Consider the following 16,930-nt stretch of genomic DNA (forward strand, 5'->3'; position numbering starts at 1 on the left):
TCAGCCCCGGCGCAGGCTGATCAGCGGCGGCTGCTCCCCCGGACCCTCCTGCATCAGGGCGGTCAACTGGCTGGCATAGCCCAGCGTTACCAGCACCAACGGCAGGCCGGCATCGCGCATCGCCGCCATCGGCTGCACCGGCACGCCGTGGAACAGCGGGGGCGGGGCCAGATGCCCCATCAGATCGGCATAGGCCGCCGGCTCCAGCCCGGCTTCCCGCGCGTGGCGGATGAAATCCGGCCCCATGCCGCCTTCCCCGCCCACGGCCAGAATGCCGAAACGGCTGACGCCCTGTTGCTGCAACTTGGCCATCAGCGCCCGGCAGACAGGGCCATGCCCCGCCTCCAGCCCCAGCTGGTCGGCCGGTCGCTGAAAAATACCGGGGTCCAGCAGCGTCAGCGCGCCCTGCGGCCAGGGGGCCAGCGCTGGGCGCAGCCCCATGGCCAGGGCCAGGGTCGGCCCCTGCATCGGCGGGTCGGCCAGGGGGCGCACGGTTTCCAGGGCGGTGGCATCGCAGATCACCCGCTCCCCTTCCGTCCCGTCATTCTGGTCATAGGCCAACCCGCCCAGCAGGGCTGCCTCTGCCGCCGTGGGGCGCAGCAACGCGGCGGCCAGGGGCAGCAAGGCCGCAAAGCCGGTAGCGGGTTTGCTGTCGGTCGGACAGGCGGCGGCCATCATGCCGGCATAACGGCGGATGCCTTGCTGCATCAGGCCCAATAGCCGCGCCTCCATACCCGTGGCCGGCGGGTCGGCCAGCACCGGCACAACCGCGCCATCCGGTTTGCGTTGATAGCCCAGCGTTGTGCCATGCAGCCCCGTCAGCACCCGTTCCAGCGGTTGCGGGCTGCGGTAAAGGATGCGGCCCAGGGCCTGACCGGCCGCATCCTGCCCGGCAAAGACCTGAATACCGATCCCGTCGGCCAACGGGCCGGCAATATCGGCCACGGCATAGGCCAGGAAGATCTGGCAGCGCTGCCGCCCGTCCGGTAACAGCCGCACCAGGGCGGCGGGTGTGCTGCCCCGTGCCCCCAGATCGACCAGCGCCACCGGCCCTTCCCCCAGCAGTGGGGTCAGATATTCCAGCAGCAGCGCACGAGTTGCCGCCGCCTGTGCGGCGGCGCTGGCCTGCAGGGCGGGGTCATCGAACAAGGCCAGGGCGGGGCCGGCGGCCGCTGTGGCCAGCAATTGTTCCAGCGTCAGCCCGGCCCAGGGCTGAAGGTCCGCCGGCACCTGCCCGCCGGCCTGCTGCAACAGCCGGTCCCAGGGCAGATGTGGCCGGGCGGTCAGCAGGCGGTGGGCTGCGGCAGCATTGATCCCCGCCAGTTCCAGCGGCAACAGCGCTTGGCGGGAGACATAGAGCGGCGCCACCGTCAGCCCCCCGTCACTCTGGCGGATGCAATCTTCCAGCAGGGGGGCGAACAGGGCCGCTTCGCGCATCAGCGGCAGGATACGCCTGATCCCCTGCCGCCGGCACTCCGCCACCACCCAGCGGCAATATTCCGCCACCGCCGGCCCCAGCACCAGGGCACCGAATTCCAGCGCCCCGGCCTCGTCATCCGCATCCGTCCGCCCGGCCAGGGCGGCGGCGCGGCGGGGTAGCAAGCCTTCCACCGGCGCCCCCAGCCCCGCCACCGACCGTTCACGTTCCCGCAGCCGGGCCAGTCCTGGCCCCGGCACATAATGGATAGCCTGCAGCCCCGCTGCCTTTGCCATGGCCACATCGCCCAGCGGATCGTCGCCCAGATGCAGGATACGCGCGGGCGGAATGTGTGGATGATCGGCCAGCAGCCGGTTGAACAGCCCGCCCCCCGCCTTGGACTCACCCTCTGCATTGGAAACATAGAGCCGGCGATAGAGGTCCGGCCCGATCCCGGCCCCTTGCAGCAACCGGGTCAGGTCGGGCGGTGCCAGATACATGTCGGACAGCAGCACCACCGGGATGCCGGCCGCCGCCAGCCCCCGCAGCACCGGCAGCAGCAGCGGGTTGGCGAAAATGGCCTGCTGCTCCAACGCCAGTTCCAGGGCGATCAGCGCCGCCGGGTCGCCAAAGCCCAGTGCCGCGTAAATGGCCGCCAGATCGACCTCTCCGCCCGACCGTTCCGCCCTTGCCCGCCGCTCCGCCTCCTGCCGGGCCAGCCGGAACAGGGGCGGGGACAGGCTGGCCGGCACCAGCCCGGCTGCCAGGGCCGCCGCCCCCACCTGTTCGAACAGCGCCGTCGGCGGTTCCACCCGGCGCAGCAGCAGCGTGTCGAAAATATCGAACGACACCAGCAACGGGTCGTGTTGCAACAGGGCGGCGAGTGTCATGGAACCGGGCGGTGTTGCGGGAACGGGCAGGAACTTTTGCACAATGCCCATTCCCCGGCCAAGCGCCCTTGTTAATCCCCTCCAGCAGCCGGGCTGCCGCCCAATGCCCGGTAGAGCGTCGCCTCATTCAGCAGGCGGGCCAGCCGGTTGTCGATCACGGCATTTTCGGACGTGCGGGTGCGCTCCTGCGCTTCCAGCAAGGTGCGCAGCGGCACGGCACCGGCCCGCAGCCGCACATCATACAGCGCCTGCACCTGCCGTTGCAGGGTCAGGGACCGGGCCAGATGATCATCCTGGCGCTGCAGGGTTTCGCGCGCTGACAGGCCGGTGACCACTTCCGACAGGGCCGTCAGCACGGTACCCCGGAAACTGGCCACCGCCTCCTCATACTGCGCCTGGGAGACCTTCAGGTTCAGCCCCATTTCCTTCAGGTTCAGAAAGGGCATACTGATCTGGCTGGCCAGCGCGCCGACCGGATTGGTCAGAAATTCGGCCAGCTTCTCCCCGCTGGTGGACAGGCTGCCCGACAGGGTCAGCGCCGGGAAATAGCCGGCCTTGCGTTCATCCGTGCGGCGCAGCGTGGCGCGCAGCCGCAGCTCGGCCGCACGCAGGTCCGGCCGGCGCGACAACAGGCTGGCGGGCAGGCCGGGGGCCAGCGGCGGCAGCGCGCCTTGCGGCAGCATCTGCGGTTCGGCAGCCGGGTTGACGGCCCCGTTCAGCAGTACGGCCAGGGCGGCGCGCTGGGCATCCCGCTCCCGCTCCAATGCGGCGAGGTTGGAAAGCTGCGCCTCCACCGTCTGTTCCATCTCCAGCCGTTCCAGCTCCGACGCCGTGCGGGCCCGCAGCATGGTGGCAACGATTTCCCGCGTGCGGTAGGTGGTTTCCAGCCCGGCCCGCGCGCTGGCGATGGATTGGTTGGCATGGGCCAGCCGCCACCAGGTGGAGAGCGTGGCGGCAATCACCGTCAGCCGCGCCGTCTCCACATCTTCGGCCGAGGCCAGCGCCTCCATCCCCGCTGCCCCCCGGCTGGCGGCGATGCGGCCCCAGAGATCGACCTCATAGGACAGGCCCAGGCTGGTGCCGGCATTGTTGCGCGCCTTGCCATCGCCCGACAACGGCATGTTGCGCCCGGCACTGACCGAGCCGGAAAGGCTGGGAATGCTGGGCACGCCGGCCAGATCAGCCTCCAGCAGGGCGCGACGGGCGCGCAGGGCTGCGCTGAACACGTCATTATTCGCGGCCAGCACCACCGGCATCAGGGCATTCAACCCCGGATCGCCGAAGGAATGCCACCAGGGATCGGCCGGCGCCGGCACCGGCGCGGTTGGGGCAGGGGATGCCGGTGTATCGGCGGGCTGCCCCGCTTGCCAGTCCAGCCCGCCGGGCAGCGCTGGGCGTTGATAAGTTGCGGGCGTGGTCAGGCAGCCGGAAAGCAGCAGCGGGGCGATCAGACAGGGCAGCAGGCGGGCGCGCATCGGTTGTTCAATCCCGTGACAGGGCATCGACCGGGTCCAGCCGCGCGGCCTTGCGCGCCGGCAGGAAGCCGAAGATCAGGCCGATCAGCATGGTGGACAGGAAGGCCAGCAGAATGGCGGCCGGGGTGATGATGATCGACAGGCCGAAATTGGCGGAATTGAACAGGCCACCCAGCCCGAAGGCGATCAGCAGCCCGGTACACCCGCCGACCATGCAGACGGCAATGGCTTCGATCAGGAACTGGATCATGATGTCGGACTGGCGGGCGCCGACCGCCATGCGCAGGCCGATTTCGCGTGTCCGCTCCGTCACGGCGATCAGCATGATGTTCATCACCCCGATGCCACCCACCACCAGCGCCACCCCGGCCAGGGCGGAGATCATCAGGCTGAAGATCGCCGTGGTCCGCTGGATGGATTTGCGGATCTGGTCGCTGTTGAAAATGTTGAAATCCTTGGTGCCATGCCGCTGGATCAGCAGGGCGCTCAGCGCCTTTTCGGCCTTGGCACTGTCCACCCCGTCCTTCAGCCGCACGGTGATGGAATCCAGGTCGGCACTGCCGGTCAGCCGGGCGCGCAGGGCGGTATGGGCCATATAGCCGGTGCCCCGGCTGCTGCCGCCCATGCCCTGGCGGTTGGATTCTATGATGCCCACCACGGTGGCCGGCACCTGGCCGGCCAGGATGATGCGGCCGATCGGGTCACCCGGTTCGCCCTTGAACAGGCTTTCCGCCGTCTTGTCCGTCAGCACGATGCTGGGCTGCACGCCGTTCAGGTCGGCCGGCGTCAGCAGCCGGCCGGATTTCAGCTTCATGCCATTGACGCGGAAATAATCCAGCCCCACCCCCGTCACCGACATGGTGGCGGAATTGGCGGCATAGCGCGCGGAGACGGAGCCGGACATTTCCGGCGTCACCCCATCGGCATAGGGCTGGGCCGCCAGCGCATCGGCATCGGCCAGGGTCAGCTTGGACAGGCGGGCGGCCTTCATGTCCCCCCAGCCCCGCCCGCGATAGATGCCCAGCGTGTTGGTGCCCAGGTCGCTCAGCTCCGCCGTCACCCGGCGCTGCGCCCCTTCGCCCAGCCCCACCACCGCCACCACGGCGGTGATGCCGATGATGATGCCCAGCATGGTCAGGGCGGTGCGCAGCTTCTGCGCCGCCATGGCCCGCATCGACATGACCATGGCGCCCAGGATGCTGAACCCGATGGCCGCCAGCGGGCGGAACGGGTTGGCCGCCTGGGGCGCGGGCGGCGGCGGGGCCGCCCGTTCCACCGGCCGCCCGCTGTCGGACAGGATGCGGCCATCGGCGATTTCCACCACCCGGTCGGCATGGGCCGCCACCCCGTGATCATGGGTGACGATGATGATGGTGCGGCCTTCGGCGTTCAGTTCCTTCAGCAAGGCCAGCACGGTTTCACCGGTGCGGCTGTCCAGCGCGCCGGTCGGTTCATCGGCCAGGATGACGCCGCCGCCATTCATCAGGGCGCGGCCGATGGCCACGCGCTGCTGCTGGCCGCCGGAAAGCTGGTTGGGCCGGTGGGTCAGCCGGCTGCCCAGGCCCAGCCGTTCCAGAATGGCATGGGCGCGGGTACGCCGGCTTTCCGACCGTTCACCGGTATAGATGGCGGGCAATTCCACATTGCCCGCCGCCGTCAGCCCGGAAATCAGGTGATAGCGCTGAAAGACAAAGCCGAAATGTTCCCGCCGCAGCCGGGCCAGCCCGTCGGGCGACAGGTTGGCCACATCCTCGCCGCCCACCTTGTAATGCCCGCCGCTGGGCCGGTCCAGGCAGCCCAGAATATTCATCAGCGTGGATTTGCCGGAGCCCGAGGCCCCGACAATGGCGACCATTTCCCCCGGCTCGATCACCAGATCGATGCCGTCCAGGGCTGCCACGGTTTCCCCGCCGGTCTGGTACAGGCGGGTAATGCCGGACAGTTCCAGCCTGGCCGTCATTCATCCCCACCCATATCGCCATCGGCCCCCGGTGCGCCCCCCGGCCCTTCCATCCCGGTGGACAGCAGCAGCACTTCCCCTTCCTTCACGCCGTCCAGGATTTCGCCTTCCACCTGATTGGTCAGGCCCAGCTTGACCTTGCGTTCCACCAGCTTCCCATCGGGGCCGCGCAGCCGGGCGCGGTACAGCCCATCGGCACCGGGGCCGGTAAAGGCGCTCATCGGGGCGATCAGGGCCTTTTCCACCCCGGCCGTGGTGATATGCACCTCCGCCGTCATCATCGGCATCAGGGCACCGCCTTGGTTGGGCGCATCGAACAGCACGTTGAAATAGACGGCCTGTGAGGTCGTGCTCTGGCTGCTGGCGCTGCTCAGCCCTTCCTGCCCGGCGGTCAGGATGGAGGTGGGGGCGGGTTCCACCGCGCGCACCGTGCTTTCATGCCGGGTCCGCCGGTCACCCAGCGTGTTGAACCATAGTTTCTGGCCGGGTTTGATCTTGGCGACATCGGCCTCTGAGACCTGGGCGCGCACCGTCATGGTGTCGGTCTCGGCGATGACGCCGATGACCGGGATGGTCTGTGCTGCACTCAGCGTCTGGCCGGCCTTGACCGCCAGCGCCAGCACGCGGCCATCCATGGGGGCGACGATCCGCGTATAGCCCAGATTGGCCTCTGCCTTTTCCACTTCCACCGTGGCGCGCTCGATCTGCGCCTTGGCCAGGGCCAGATCGGCGCGGGCCACGTCGACGGCGATTTCCGCATCGTCGAAATCCGCCCCCGATCCGGCATTGCCGGTATAAAGCGTGCGCTGGCGTTTCAGCGTGCGCTCGGCCTTGTCCAACTGGTATTGGCGGGATTTCAGCGAGGCTTCGGCTTCCGCCAGGGCAGCGCGGGCCACCCGCAGATCATTGCGCTGCTGGATGGAATCGATCTCGGCAATAAGGTCGCCCTTGGCCACCCGGTCGCCCAGCACGACATGCAGCGCCTTCAACTGCCCCGTCACCTGCGCGCCGACCTGCACCAGTTTCGATGGTTCCAGCGTGCCGGTGGCGGAAACCGTGTCGCTTATGTCACCCCGCCGGACCGTTGCCGTCAGATCCTTGGGCGGTCCTTCCTTGTGCCAGGGTTTGAACCACAGCAAGGCGGCAACGGCTGCCACGATCACCGCCACCAAAATCCATTTGCGCATTCGAAAACACCTGTCGGGAAAGCCTGAGACGTGCAGGGAACAAGACTGGCCTGGGGGAAACCCGGTCTGTCACGGGCAGGTATGGCGGCGACTGTCGCCGCGGGCTGAAGATCGTTAACGGCCCGCCCGAAGGGATATATCATTGTTCGGTGGGGGAAGTGAAATTGCTGCACTGTAAATATTGTTTCCACTCTGTTTCAGAAATTTTCTGCCGCTGCCGGGAATAATCCCCGGCCCCCATCCGTCAAGGGTCCGACGGTATGGGAGGCAGGTGATGCATCAGGTGGATTTCAGCACGGACAGGCAGGCCGATCCGGCCCGGCGCTGTGCCGCGCCGGGGGCGGGGGCCTGATCCATGTCCAGCCTTTCCCTGCCCGGCATCATCCTGTTCAACCCCTGGGCCACCAGCCGGCCCCGCGTGCCCAACAGCATCCTGCATCTGGCCGCCTGCCTGGGTGACCGCTTCGCCGTTGAACTGGTGGATGGCAACCGGGAGGCCGATCCCTGGCCCACCATCCGCGATCTGCTGGCCAGCGGGCGCTACCGCTATTTCGGGGCCACGGTGATGCCGGGGCCGCAATTGCGCCAGGCGGTGCCGATCACCCGCCAGGTGCGCGAACATTTCCCCGATATCACCATCATCTGGGGCGGCTATTTCCCCTCCAACCAGCCCGATGCCGTGCTGCGCTCATCTTGGGTGGATTACATCATCGACGGGCCGGCCGATCTGGCCTTCCCGGCCCTGCTGGAGACGCTGGAGGCGGGGCAGGCCCCGGACAAGGTGCCGGGGCTGATCCTGCTGCGCGGTGACAATCTGCTGCGCGTGTCGCGCGGTGCCATCCCCGACCCGGATGCCGTGCCGCCCCTGCCGCTGCACCTGCTGGAACGCCGCTATCCGATGGCGGGGTACCTGCCGCGTACCTTCCTGGGGCGGCGCACCCATGCCATGCATACCAGCTTCGGCTGCCCCTTCACCTGTTCCTTCTGCGCCGTGGTGCCGATCTATCAGGGCCGCTGGAAATCGCGCTCGGCGGCCCTGGTGGCGCAGGATGTGCTGCGGGTGCGCGATGCCCATGGCGTGGATGCCATTGAATTCACCGACAATAACTTCTTCGTCTCGGAAAAGCGGGTGGTGGAATTTGCCCGCGCCATGCAGGGCCAGGGCGTTATCTGGTGGGGCGAAGGCCGCATCGACACGATCGACAAATACAGTGATGAGACGCTGGCGCTGATGTATCGCGCCGGCTGCCGGATGATCTTTTTCGGGGCCGAAAGCGGGGATGACAGCATCCTGGCCCAGATCGACAAGGGCGGCAAACAGTCCGGCGAACAGATTTTGCGCTTTGCCCGCCGTCTGGCGGGCTTTGGCATCATCCCGGAATATTCCTTTGTGCTGGGCTTCCCCAAGCCGACAGAAGCCGACGTCTGGGCGCAGATTCACCGCGATATCGGCTTTATCCGCGAACTGAAGCGCCAGGCCCCGGCGACGGAGATCATTCTTTACATCTACAGCCCCGTGCCGACGGAGGGCAGCGACCTGCACCGCCAGATCGTGGAAGCCGGCTTTGCCTTCCCGTCCAGCCTGGAGGAATGGCTGTCGCCGGCCTGGGAGAATTTCGACCTGCACCGCAACCCGCTGACCCCCTGGCTGACGCCCGCCATGGTGCGGCACATCCATGATTTTGAAACCGTGCTGAACGCGCGCTACCCCACCCGCACCGATTTCACCGTCGGGCCGCTGAACCGCCGGCTGATGCCGCTGCTGGCGGCCCTCCGCTATGGCCTGCAGCTTTATGCCAAGCCGCTGGAACTGAAAGTTTTCCAGAAACTGCTCCGCTATACGCGGCCCGAGATCGAGGGATTTCGGGCAGAGGAGGCGACCAGCCCATGAACAACATGCTGCCCCTCGCACTGATCCCGGCCAATGATGATGCCGGCCGTTCCCTGCCGGTAATGGGCCGGGTGGAATCTGCCATCCTGCGCGTGCTGGCCTATCATGACCTGTTCCGCCATCCGCTGACCGCCCCGGAGATTGCCCATTGGGTCGATCTGCCCGGCCTGGACCCGGCGGCGCTGGCCGTCGGGCTGCAACGGCTGGTGGCGGTGGGGCTGGTGCAGCGGCTGGATGGGGTGGAACCCGGTCTGGACCCGGACAACATCCTGCCGCCCGGCCCCTTCTTCGCCCTGGCGGAGATTGCGGCGCGGGTGGCCCGCCGTGCCGATACGGCCGCCCGCGCGCGACAGGTGATGCCCGACGCGCTGGCCATGGGCCGCAGCCTGATGCGCATCCCCTTCGTGCGGGCGGTGGGGATTTCCGGCTCGCTCTCCAAAGGCGTGATGGCGGCGGATGGTGATTTTGACTATTTCATCATCGCTCAGCCGGGTCGGCTGTGGATCGCGCGCACGCTGATCCAGTGGAAGGTGCATCGCCTGCCCGATCCCGATCTGCTCTGCGCCAATTATCTGGTCGATGCCAATACGCTGGATCTGCCGCTGCGCGACCCGTTCACGGCGGTGGAAACCGCCAGCATGATCCCGGTGGCCGGCACCGCCCTGCTGGATGAGTTGCACAGCCGCAACAAATGGGTGGCCAAGGCCCGCCCGGCCGCCCTGCTGCCCGCCCCGGCGGGGGAGGCGGCGGCCTTTCCCCGTCCCTGGGCGGAGAAGCTCTTCGCCGGCCCCTGGGGCGGGTTGATCGACCGTGCGCTGCTGCATCTCACCCGTTATTGGGTGCGCCGCAAGGTGCCGGCCCTGCCGGCGCTGGAAGCGCGCGGGGCCATGCAGATGACCCGCCATGTGGCCAAGCTGCACACGCGTGACTGGCGCAACCGCATCCTGCGTTCCTATCAGGATACGCTGGACCGGCTGGAGAATAAGGGTGACATGCTGATCGACCGTGGGGTGGACCGCTCCCGCCTGCTGGTGGCCTCGGCCTTTTTCTATCGCTTTGATGAAAAGCAGTGGCGGGCGGCCCAGCCCTATCCGCCGTTGGGCACGCTCTATGCCGCCGCCGTGGCGCGGCAGGCCGGCTATAACGTCTCCCTGTTCGATGCCGGTCTGGCGGAGAATGAGCGCGGCTTTGTCGATCTGGTGGATGGGGAACGCCCCGGCACCGTGGTGATCTATGAAGATGGTTTCAACTATCTGACCAAGATGTGCCTGACCCGGATGCGGGAGGCAGCTTTGGGCATGGTCTCCCTGGCCCGTGCGCGCGGCGCCAAGGTGCTGGTCAGCAGTTCCGATGCCGCCGACCATGCCGACCTTTACCTGGCCGCCGGTGCCCATGCCGTGATCAAGGGCGAGGGGGAGGCGACCTTGCGCGCCGTGCTGGCAGCCCTTCAGGAAGGCCAGCCGCTGGACGGGATCGAGGGCATTATCCACGCGCAGCCGATGCCGGCAGCGACGGGGGAGGTGGCCAAGCTGGCCACGCCTGTGGCCACCCCGCGCCGTGCCGTGCTGCGCGATCTGGATGCGCTGCCGCGCCCGGCCTGGGATCTGGTGGATATGGAGGCGTATCGCCGCATCTGGCGGCAGGCGCATGGGCGTTTCTCGCTGAACATCTCCACCACGCGCGGCTGCCCCTTCAGTTGCAACTGGTGTGCAAAGCCCATCTATGGCAGCCGCTATAATTCACGCTCCCCGGAAAGCGTGGTGGATGAAATCGCCGATCTGATCGCGGCCTATCAGCCCGATCATTTCTGGATCACCGATGATATTTTCGGCCTGAAACCCGGCTGGATTCAGCGCTTTGCCGAACTGGTGCAACAGCGCGGTTTGCGTTTTTCCTACACCATCCAGTCACGCGCCGATCTGCTGGCCAAGGGTGACACGCTGGAAGCGCTGGCCGCGTCCGGCCTGGATACCGTCTGGATCGGGGCGGAAAGCGGTTCCCAGCGCATTCTGGATGCCATGGACAAGGGCATCACCCGCGCCCAGATTGATGCGCTGGTGCCGCGCATCCGGGCGCTGGGGATGCGCTCCGCCTTCTTCCTGCAATTCGGCTATCCCGGTGAAACCCGCGCCGATATCGACCGCACCATCGCCATGGTGACGGGGCTGCTGCCCGATCAGATCGGTATTTCCGTCTCCTACCCGCTGCCCGGCACCGTGTTCCATGAACGGATGCGGGCAGCGCTGGGGGAAAAGACCAACTGGACCCATAGCGACGATCTGGACCTGATGTTCCCCGGTGCCTATCGGCCCAACTTCTACCGCCATCTGCACCGTTACGTGCATCGCCGCGTCGCCTGGGCGCGGGCGGTGAAGGTGCTGCGCGGCGATTTGCCGGGCGGGCGGCTGCGCGCCCTGTCGGTGCTGGCGCGTCAGGCCCTGCCGCTGGCGCTGGGGGCCCTGCGGCTGCGGCTGGAAAAGCCGCGCGGCGATGCCCCGGTGATGGCGGCGGCGGAAACGGCGGGGGCGACATCATGACCGACGCCGCCTTCGATCAGGCCGCCGACAGCTATGACGATGATTTCACCCGCAGCCGGGTTGGCCGGGCGCAGCGCAACCTTGTCTGGTCGCATCTGGAACCGGTGCTGAACGCGCTGGGCCGCCCGGCGGACGTTCTGGAGATCAATTGCGGCACGGGGGAAGATGCGGTGCATCTGGCTGCCCGTGGCTATCAGGTGCTGGCCACCGATATTTCCACCGGCATGTTGGTGCAGACGGCGCGTAAAGCCGCCAGGGCCGGGCTGGGCCATCTGGTGCAGACCACCCGGCTGGCGGCGGAAATGCTGTCGCCGTCGCTGCTGGGCCGGCAGTTTGATCTGGTCCTGTCCAATTTCGGCGGGCTGAACTGCCTGTCGCCCGATGATCTGGCCGCCCTGGCCGGGCGGCTGGCCGGCATCGTGCGGCCCGGCGGGCGGGTGGTGCTGGTGGTGATGCCGCCGCTCTGCCTGTGGGAGGTGGCGTGGCATCTGCCCCGCCTGCACCCGCGCGCCGCCTTCCGCCGCCTGGGCGGTGGGCCGGTGACAGCGCGGGTGGGGTCGGCCAGCTTCCCCATCTGGTATTATGGGCCGGACCGGCTGCGCCGCATGTTCGCCGCTGATTTTGACTGTGTGGCCATCCGCCCCATCGGTCTGGCGGTCCCCCCCAGCGCGCTGGAACCGGTCTTTACCAACCGCCCCGCCCTGGTGGATCGGCTGGAACGCCTCGACCGCGCCTTGCCCGGCTGGCCGCTGCTGGCCGGGATATCCGATCACATGTTGCTGGAATTTCGGAGACAGGGATGAGCCTCGTCCTCTCCCACGGTTACTTTCTCGCCGATGACCCGGTGGAACAGAAGATCATGCGGCCCTATCCGCCGCTGGGCCTGCTGTCCATCTCCGCCTGGCTGGATCGCCAGGGCGTGGTGCATGAGGTGATCGACAATACCTTCCTGACGGAGCCCGCCTTCCTGGCCCGGATGGATGAGTTGCGTCCGCGCATGGTGGCCTTCTACGTCACCTTGATGACCCGCAAGGTGGTGCTGCGGCTGATCCGCCAGTTGCGTGCGTCGGCCCTTCATGCCGGCATCAAGGTGGTGCTGGGCGGGCCGGACGGGCGCTATAACGCCGCTGATTATTTGGCCCACGGCGTCGATCTGCTGGTGGTGGGGGAGGGGGAGGAGACGATGGCCACCATCGCCGCCCTGCCCGATGCCGATCTGGCCGACCCCGCCGTATTGGCCGGGATTCCGGGGCTGGCCTATCGCGCGGCGGATGGGCAGGCGGCCTTCTCCCCATCCCGCGCGCATCTGCCCAAGCTGGATGAACTGCCCGTTCCCGCCCGCCATCGCATCGACCTTTCCCCCTATTTCCGGGCATGGCGGGGGGCGCATGGCCAGACCTCGCTGAACGTTTCCACCCAGCGCGGCTGCCCCTATAGCTGTTCCTGGTGCAGCCGCGCCGTGTACGGCAAAAGCTATCGCCGCCGCGCGGCTGACAAGGTGGTGGCCGAACTGGCGGAACTGACCCGGCTGTACCAGCCGGACCAGTTCTGGTTTGTCGATGATGTCTTCACCGTCAATCACCGCTGGCTGCGGGAATTTGCCGAGGCGCTGGACGCTGCCGGCCTGCGCATCCGCTATGAATGCATCACCCGCGCCGACCGGATGAGCCCGGAGGTGGTGGAGCTGCTGGCCCGCACCGGCTGTATCCGGGTCTGGATCGGGGCCGAAAGCGGTTCCCAGCGCATTCTGGACAGCATGAACCGGCAGGTAACGGTAGAGGCGGCCACCGCCATGATCCGTGCGGCCAGCGAGGCGGGGATTGAAACCGGCACCTTCCTGATGCTGGGCTATCCGGGGGAGGAGGAGGTGGATATCCTCAACACCCTGCAATATCTGAAAAATGCCCGGCCCGACCGCTATACGGTCACGCTGGCCTATCCGATCAAGGGGACGGAGCTTTACAGCGAACTGTCGCCCCACGTCACCTCGCCTGACTTTGCCGAGGGCAGTGACCGGGAAAACCGGTTCCCCCGCACCTATTCGGAACGCTACTACGCCCATGCCCTGGCCTATCTGACGCATGAGGTGGCCTGGGACCAGGAGAAGAACCACCTGCATCCCCGCGCCCTGCGGCTGAAACTGCGGGCCTGGCGGTCGCGGGCGGGGATGCTGATCGCCCGCTGGCAGGTACCGGGGCGGCCGGATGTGCGGGCCCTGTCCTGCAGCACCACCGCCCCGGCGGGGGTGGCGGGATGAGTGCGCGTCACATCGCCCTGGTGACGCCGGGCTTCCCGGCCGATGAACAGGACAGTGATTGTATCCCCGCCCTGCAGGATTATGTGCTGGCTTTGCGCGATGCCCATCCCGATTGGCGGATCAGCATCTTTGCCCTGCATTACCCGGCCCGCCGCACGCCCTATCAATGGCACGGGCTGGATGTGCTGCCCATCGGTGGGGACAATGCGCGGCTGCCGCGCCGCTTGCTGGCCCAGGCGCAATTGCTGACCGCCCTGCATCAGGCGGGGCCGTTTGATCTGATCCATGCCTTCTGGCTGGGGGAATGCGCCGGGGTGGCCCGGCTGGCGGCCCGGCTTTGCGGTGCCCCCCTGGTGGTGACGCTGATGGGGCAGGAGGTGCGGCACATCGGCCGCTGGCACAGCCTGCTGGGCAAGCCGGGTGTTACCGGCGTGGCGGTCAGCGCCTTTCAGCGCCGGGTGCTGCTGGAAAATGGCGGGCCGGATGTCGGCCATGTCATCCCCTGGGGGGTGGCCCCGGTGGAACAGCCGGCCTGCCCACGGGAAATCGATCTGCTGGCCGTGGGCAACCTGATCCCGGTGAAAGACCCGCTGGCCTTTGTGCGCATTGTCGCCCAGTTGGTGGTGCCGCACCCGACCCTGCGGGCCTGCTGGGCCGGCTGGGGCCCGTTGCTGGAACCGGCGGAGGCATTGGCCCGGCAATTGGGGGTGGCGGATAATCTCAGCTTCACCGGCCGGCTGCCGCGTTCTGCCGTGTTCGACCTGATGGCGCGCAGCCGGGTGCTGCTGCACACGGCCGAGTTTGAAAGCTTCGCCATGGTGATGGCAGAGGCACGGGCGCGCGGGGCCAGGGTGGTGTCGCGTGCCGTCGGCATTGCCCCGTCCAGCGCCGATCCGGGCTTCCGGCTGGCGGCGGGGGAGGAGGGGTTGGCCGAAGCCGCCCTGGCTGCCTTGGCGGACGATCCGCCGCCGCCGCGCCGCCTTTGGCCCATTGAACAGACGGTGGAAGCCTATACCCAGCTTTATCAGGGGCTGCTGGCATGATGGCGCTGCCCCGCCGCAACCGCTGGCTGGCGGGCCTGCGCCGGTTGATTCTGCGCCCGCTGACGCCGCTGCTGCAGCGCTGGTTCCGCCGGCATTATGCGGTGGAGCGGCGCTGGCGGCGGCAGGGGCTGGATATCCTGGTGCAGCCCGGCGTCTTTCCGCCCGGCCCCACCGTCAGCACCGCCGTGCTGCTGGATCATTTCGCCCGCCGCTTTCCCGGCACGGCGCTGGCCGGGCGGCGGGTGCTGGATCTGGGCTGCGGCACCGGGCTGGTCGGCCTGTTCCTGGCCCGCGCCGGGGCCTGGGTGGTGTCCAGCGACATCAACCCGGCTGCGCTGGCCAATGCGCGGCTGAACGCCGTGCGCAATGGCCTGATCCTGCGGCCGGTTCTGGCGGATCAGGCCACCAGCTTTGCCCCGGATGCCTTTGATCTGATCATCATCACCCCGCCCTATTACCCGCGCGATCCTGCCAGCATGGCCGAACGCGCCTGGTTTTGTGGTGATGATTTCGCCTATTTCCGCCGTCTGGCCCCGCAACTGGCCGCCCTGGACCTTTCCCGGACCGAGGTGCTGATGCTGCTGTCGGAGGATTGCGCGGTGGAAACCATCAACGCCATCCTGTCCGGCCAGGGGCTGGGCCTGCGGCTGGTTCATGCCAAGCGGTCGTGGCTGGAAATGACCTGGCTGCTGCGGGTGGTGGCTTATGCCAAGCCAACGGATGTTGGCGCCAGCGCGTGAGCCCTGGATTTCTGCGACTTGTATGCATGTTGCCGGTGGTCAGAAACGACTTCATCCGCCGCCAAAATACCCGACATGCGAGCGAACCTTCTGTTTGGACGATGATTTTTTACCCAATCCCCCGAAATTTCAGTAAATTGGGTTGTCAAAGTCGGTGGGATGGCAATGGTGGGGATGCCCTCTGAAGGGGTAATGCGTTACGGTGGCGGGCGGGTAAACATACCTGCGGCGGCGGCTGGCCTTCAGCCGACGGTCGCGCATTTTCTCAAAATTGCCCGTGAATATCGACGGTGGTTCGAACAGCCGCGATTTTACGTGTCTGTCATCCTGGGCATTCTCGCAAGCTATCTGACGGCCGTGATGCCGGCCCCTGTCGTGACGGGGGGCTGGGTTGTGCTGCTGGTTGCCGCAACACTTATCCTGCTTGCTTCGGTGACCTTTGCGATTTTCTTCCGGCGGCTTCGCACCGCTTGGCAGCAGCGGTCGGGGGAGCCTGCCGAAATATTGCGCCGGTTGGGCACAGCCCAGAAACTCTCCTTCCACTTGACGGCCTGCCTCTGGGCGCTGCTGTTTCTTGGTGGCGCCCTGGCCCTGCTTTCCTTCACCGGGCCATTGGTCCCGGTGCTTGCCTGCGTCATGCTGGCGACGGCCATTGCCATCTATACGCTCTCCGGTCTTGTGGGGGGCGGTCCGCCGGATTGTGTGGCGTTGTTGAGCTGGCTGGCATTGCCGCCCCGTCCGCTGGGGCCAGCGCCGGATCAGGCGGCGCAGGCCCATGTGGCGGCACAGCGTTATGCGGCGGCGGTCCAGGCGGACATGGCCGGCATCGCGCATGGATCGACCCGCCTGGGTCGTCTGGTCAGTATGGCCAGCCGCCGATCCCAGCAAAAACGCACCATCTGGCCCGGTGACATTCACATTGATATGGGGTGGCTGCGCGATGATCTGCGGTGGCGCGCCATCGGGACATTGCGTCTGATGGCAGGGCTGCTGCCCATTTTCCTGCTGCTGCTGATTACAGGATTTCCGGGTGCCAACTGGCTGATCCCCTTCCAGCCGCTGCCCCCCGCCCAGCAGGCGGCACAACCGCCGGACCCACCGCAGAAGCAGAAAGATGATCCTCGCGGGGACCAAGACTCTGGCGGCGGTCAGGGTTCCGGCGGCGGTCAGGGTTCCGGCGGCGGTCAGGGTTCCGGCGGCGGTCAGGGTTCCGGCGGCGGTCAGGGTTCCGGCGGCGGTCAGGGTTCCGGCGGCGGTCAGGGTTCCGGCGGCGGTCAGGGTTCCGGCGGCGGTCAGGGTTCCGGCGGCGGTCAGGGTTCCGGCGGCGGTCAGGGTTCCGGCGGCGGTCAGGGTTCCGGCGGCGGTCAGGGTTCCGGCGGCGGTCAGGGTTCCGGCGGCGGTCAGGGTTCCGGCGGCGGTCAGGGTTCCGGCGGCGGTCAGGGTTCCGGCGGCGGTCAGGGTTCCGGCGGCGGTCAGGGTTCCGGCGGCGGTCAGGGTTCCGGCGGCGGTCAGGGTTCCGGCGGCGGTCAGGGT

At 67.6% G+C, this 16,930-nt stretch carries 11 protein-coding genes; 7 read left to right on the forward strand and 4 right to left on the reverse strand.

The window, feature by feature from the left end:
* From PCJ49_RS24085 to PCJ49_RS24100, 4 genes are read right to left on the reverse strand one after another with little or no spacing between them, the layout of a single operon-like run.
* Entirely contained in the window at nucleotides 1–2,358 is a 2,358-nt protein-coding gene (locus tag PCJ49_RS24085; RefSeq protein ID WP_269913216.1) for a hypothetical protein, read from the reverse strand.
* Between the two features lie 20 nt (nucleotides 2,359–2,378).
* Entirely contained in the window at nucleotides 2,379–3,782 is a 1,404-nt protein-coding gene (locus PCJ49_RS24090; protein WP_269913217.1) for a TolC family protein, read from the reverse strand.
* Nucleotides 3,783–3,789: 7 nt separating this feature from the next.
* The gene (locus tag PCJ49_RS24095; RefSeq protein WP_269913218.1) at nucleotides 3,790–5,742 is read right to left on the reverse strand and encodes a MacB family efflux pump subunit; all 1,953 of its coding nucleotides are present in this window, start codon (nucleotides 5,740–5,742) and stop codon (nucleotides 3,790–3,792) included.
* A complete protein-coding gene (locus PCJ49_RS24100; RefSeq protein WP_269913219.1) occupies nucleotides 5,739–6,929 on the reverse strand; it encodes an efflux RND transporter periplasmic adaptor subunit in 1,191 nt (396 codons plus the stop codon). Before PCJ49_RS24100 ends, PCJ49_RS24095 begins: the two co-directional genes overlap by 4 nt.
* A gap of 355 nt (nucleotides 6,930–7,284) precedes the next feature.
* On the opposite strand from PCJ49_RS24100, the gene PCJ49_RS24105 reads away from it, so the two are divergent.
* The 7 genes from PCJ49_RS24105 to PCJ49_RS24135 all read left to right on the forward strand — a co-directional run.
* On the forward strand, nucleotides 7,285–8,820 hold the full coding sequence (locus tag PCJ49_RS24105) for a radical SAM protein (RefSeq protein ID WP_269913220.1): 1,536 nt from the start codon (nucleotides 7,285–7,287) through the stop codon (nucleotides 8,818–8,820).
* Entirely contained in the window at nucleotides 8,817–11,357 is a 2,541-nt protein-coding gene (locus PCJ49_RS24110) for a radical SAM protein (protein ID WP_269913221.1), read from the forward strand. Before PCJ49_RS24105 ends, PCJ49_RS24110 begins: the two co-directional genes overlap by 4 nt.
* Nucleotides 11,354–12,160, forward strand: a complete 807-nt coding sequence (locus tag PCJ49_RS24115; protein ID WP_269913222.1) for a class I SAM-dependent methyltransferase — start codon at nucleotides 11,354–11,356, stop codon at nucleotides 12,158–12,160. Before PCJ49_RS24110 ends, PCJ49_RS24115 begins: the two co-directional genes overlap by 4 nt.
* A complete protein-coding gene (locus tag PCJ49_RS24120) occupies nucleotides 12,157–13,614 on the forward strand; it encodes a radical SAM protein (protein ID WP_269913223.1) in 1,458 nt (485 codons plus the stop codon). The genes PCJ49_RS24115 and PCJ49_RS24120 overlap by 4 nt, the downstream gene beginning before the upstream one ends.
* Nucleotides 13,611–14,657: a glycosyltransferase gene (locus PCJ49_RS24125; RefSeq protein ID WP_269913224.1), complete on the forward strand. Its 1,047-nt coding sequence runs from the start codon at nucleotides 13,611–13,613 to the stop codon at nucleotides 14,655–14,657. Before PCJ49_RS24120 ends, PCJ49_RS24125 begins: the two co-directional genes overlap by 4 nt.
* Complete coding sequence (locus tag PCJ49_RS24130; RefSeq protein ID WP_269913225.1) at nucleotides 14,654–15,397, forward strand: methyltransferase; 744 nt, start codon at nucleotides 14,654–14,656, stop codon at nucleotides 15,395–15,397. Before PCJ49_RS24125 ends, PCJ49_RS24130 begins: the two co-directional genes overlap by 4 nt.
* 315 nt (nucleotides 15,398–15,712) lie before the next feature.
* On the forward strand, nucleotides 15,713–16,930 hold a 1,218-nt coding region (locus tag PCJ49_RS24135; RefSeq protein ID WP_269913226.1), incomplete at its 3' end, for a hypothetical protein.

Origin of the sequence: Niveispirillum sp. BGYR6 (genome assembly GCF_027568365.1) — a bacterium.
Lineage (GTDB): Bacteria > Pseudomonadota > Alphaproteobacteria > Azospirillales > Azospirillaceae > Niveispirillum.

What these genes read in the sequence shown, in the direction of transcription:
- PCJ49_RS24090 (WP_269913217.1), bottom strand. Translation starts at nt 3,782, where the DNA reads ATGCGCGCCCGCCTGCTGCCCTGTCTGATCGCCCCGCTGCTGCTTTCC.
- PCJ49_RS24110 (WP_269913221.1), top strand. Translation starts at nt 8,817, where the DNA reads ATGAACAACATGCTGCCCCTCGCACTGATCCCGGCCAATGATGATGCC.
- PCJ49_RS24085 (WP_269913216.1), bottom strand. Translation starts at nt 2,358, where the DNA reads ATGGGCATTGTGCAAAAGTTCCTGCCCGTTCCCGCAACACCGCCCGGT.
- PCJ49_RS24115 (WP_269913222.1), top strand. Translation starts at nt 11,354, where the DNA reads ATGACCGACGCCGCCTTCGATCAGGCCGCCGACAGCTATGACGATGAT.
- PCJ49_RS24100 (WP_269913219.1), bottom strand. Translation starts at nt 6,929, where the DNA reads ATGCGCAAATGGATTTTGGTGGCGGTGATCGTGGCAGCCGTTGCCGCC.
- PCJ49_RS24105 (WP_269913220.1), top strand. Translation starts at nt 7,285, where the DNA reads ATGTCCAGCCTTTCCCTGCCCGGCATCATCCTGTTCAACCCCTGGGCC.
- PCJ49_RS24095 (WP_269913218.1), bottom strand. Translation starts at nt 5,742, where the DNA reads ATGACGGCCAGGCTGGAACTGTCCGGCATTACCCGCCTGTACCAGACC.
- PCJ49_RS24130 (WP_269913225.1), top strand. Translation starts at nt 14,654, where the DNA reads ATGATGGCGCTGCCCCGCCGCAACCGCTGGCTGGCGGGCCTGCGCCGG.
- PCJ49_RS24125 (WP_269913224.1), top strand. Translation starts at nt 13,611, where the DNA reads ATGAGTGCGCGTCACATCGCCCTGGTGACGCCGGGCTTCCCGGCCGAT.
- PCJ49_RS24120 (WP_269913223.1), top strand. Translation starts at nt 12,157, where the DNA reads ATGAGCCTCGTCCTCTCCCACGGTTACTTTCTCGCCGATGACCCGGTG.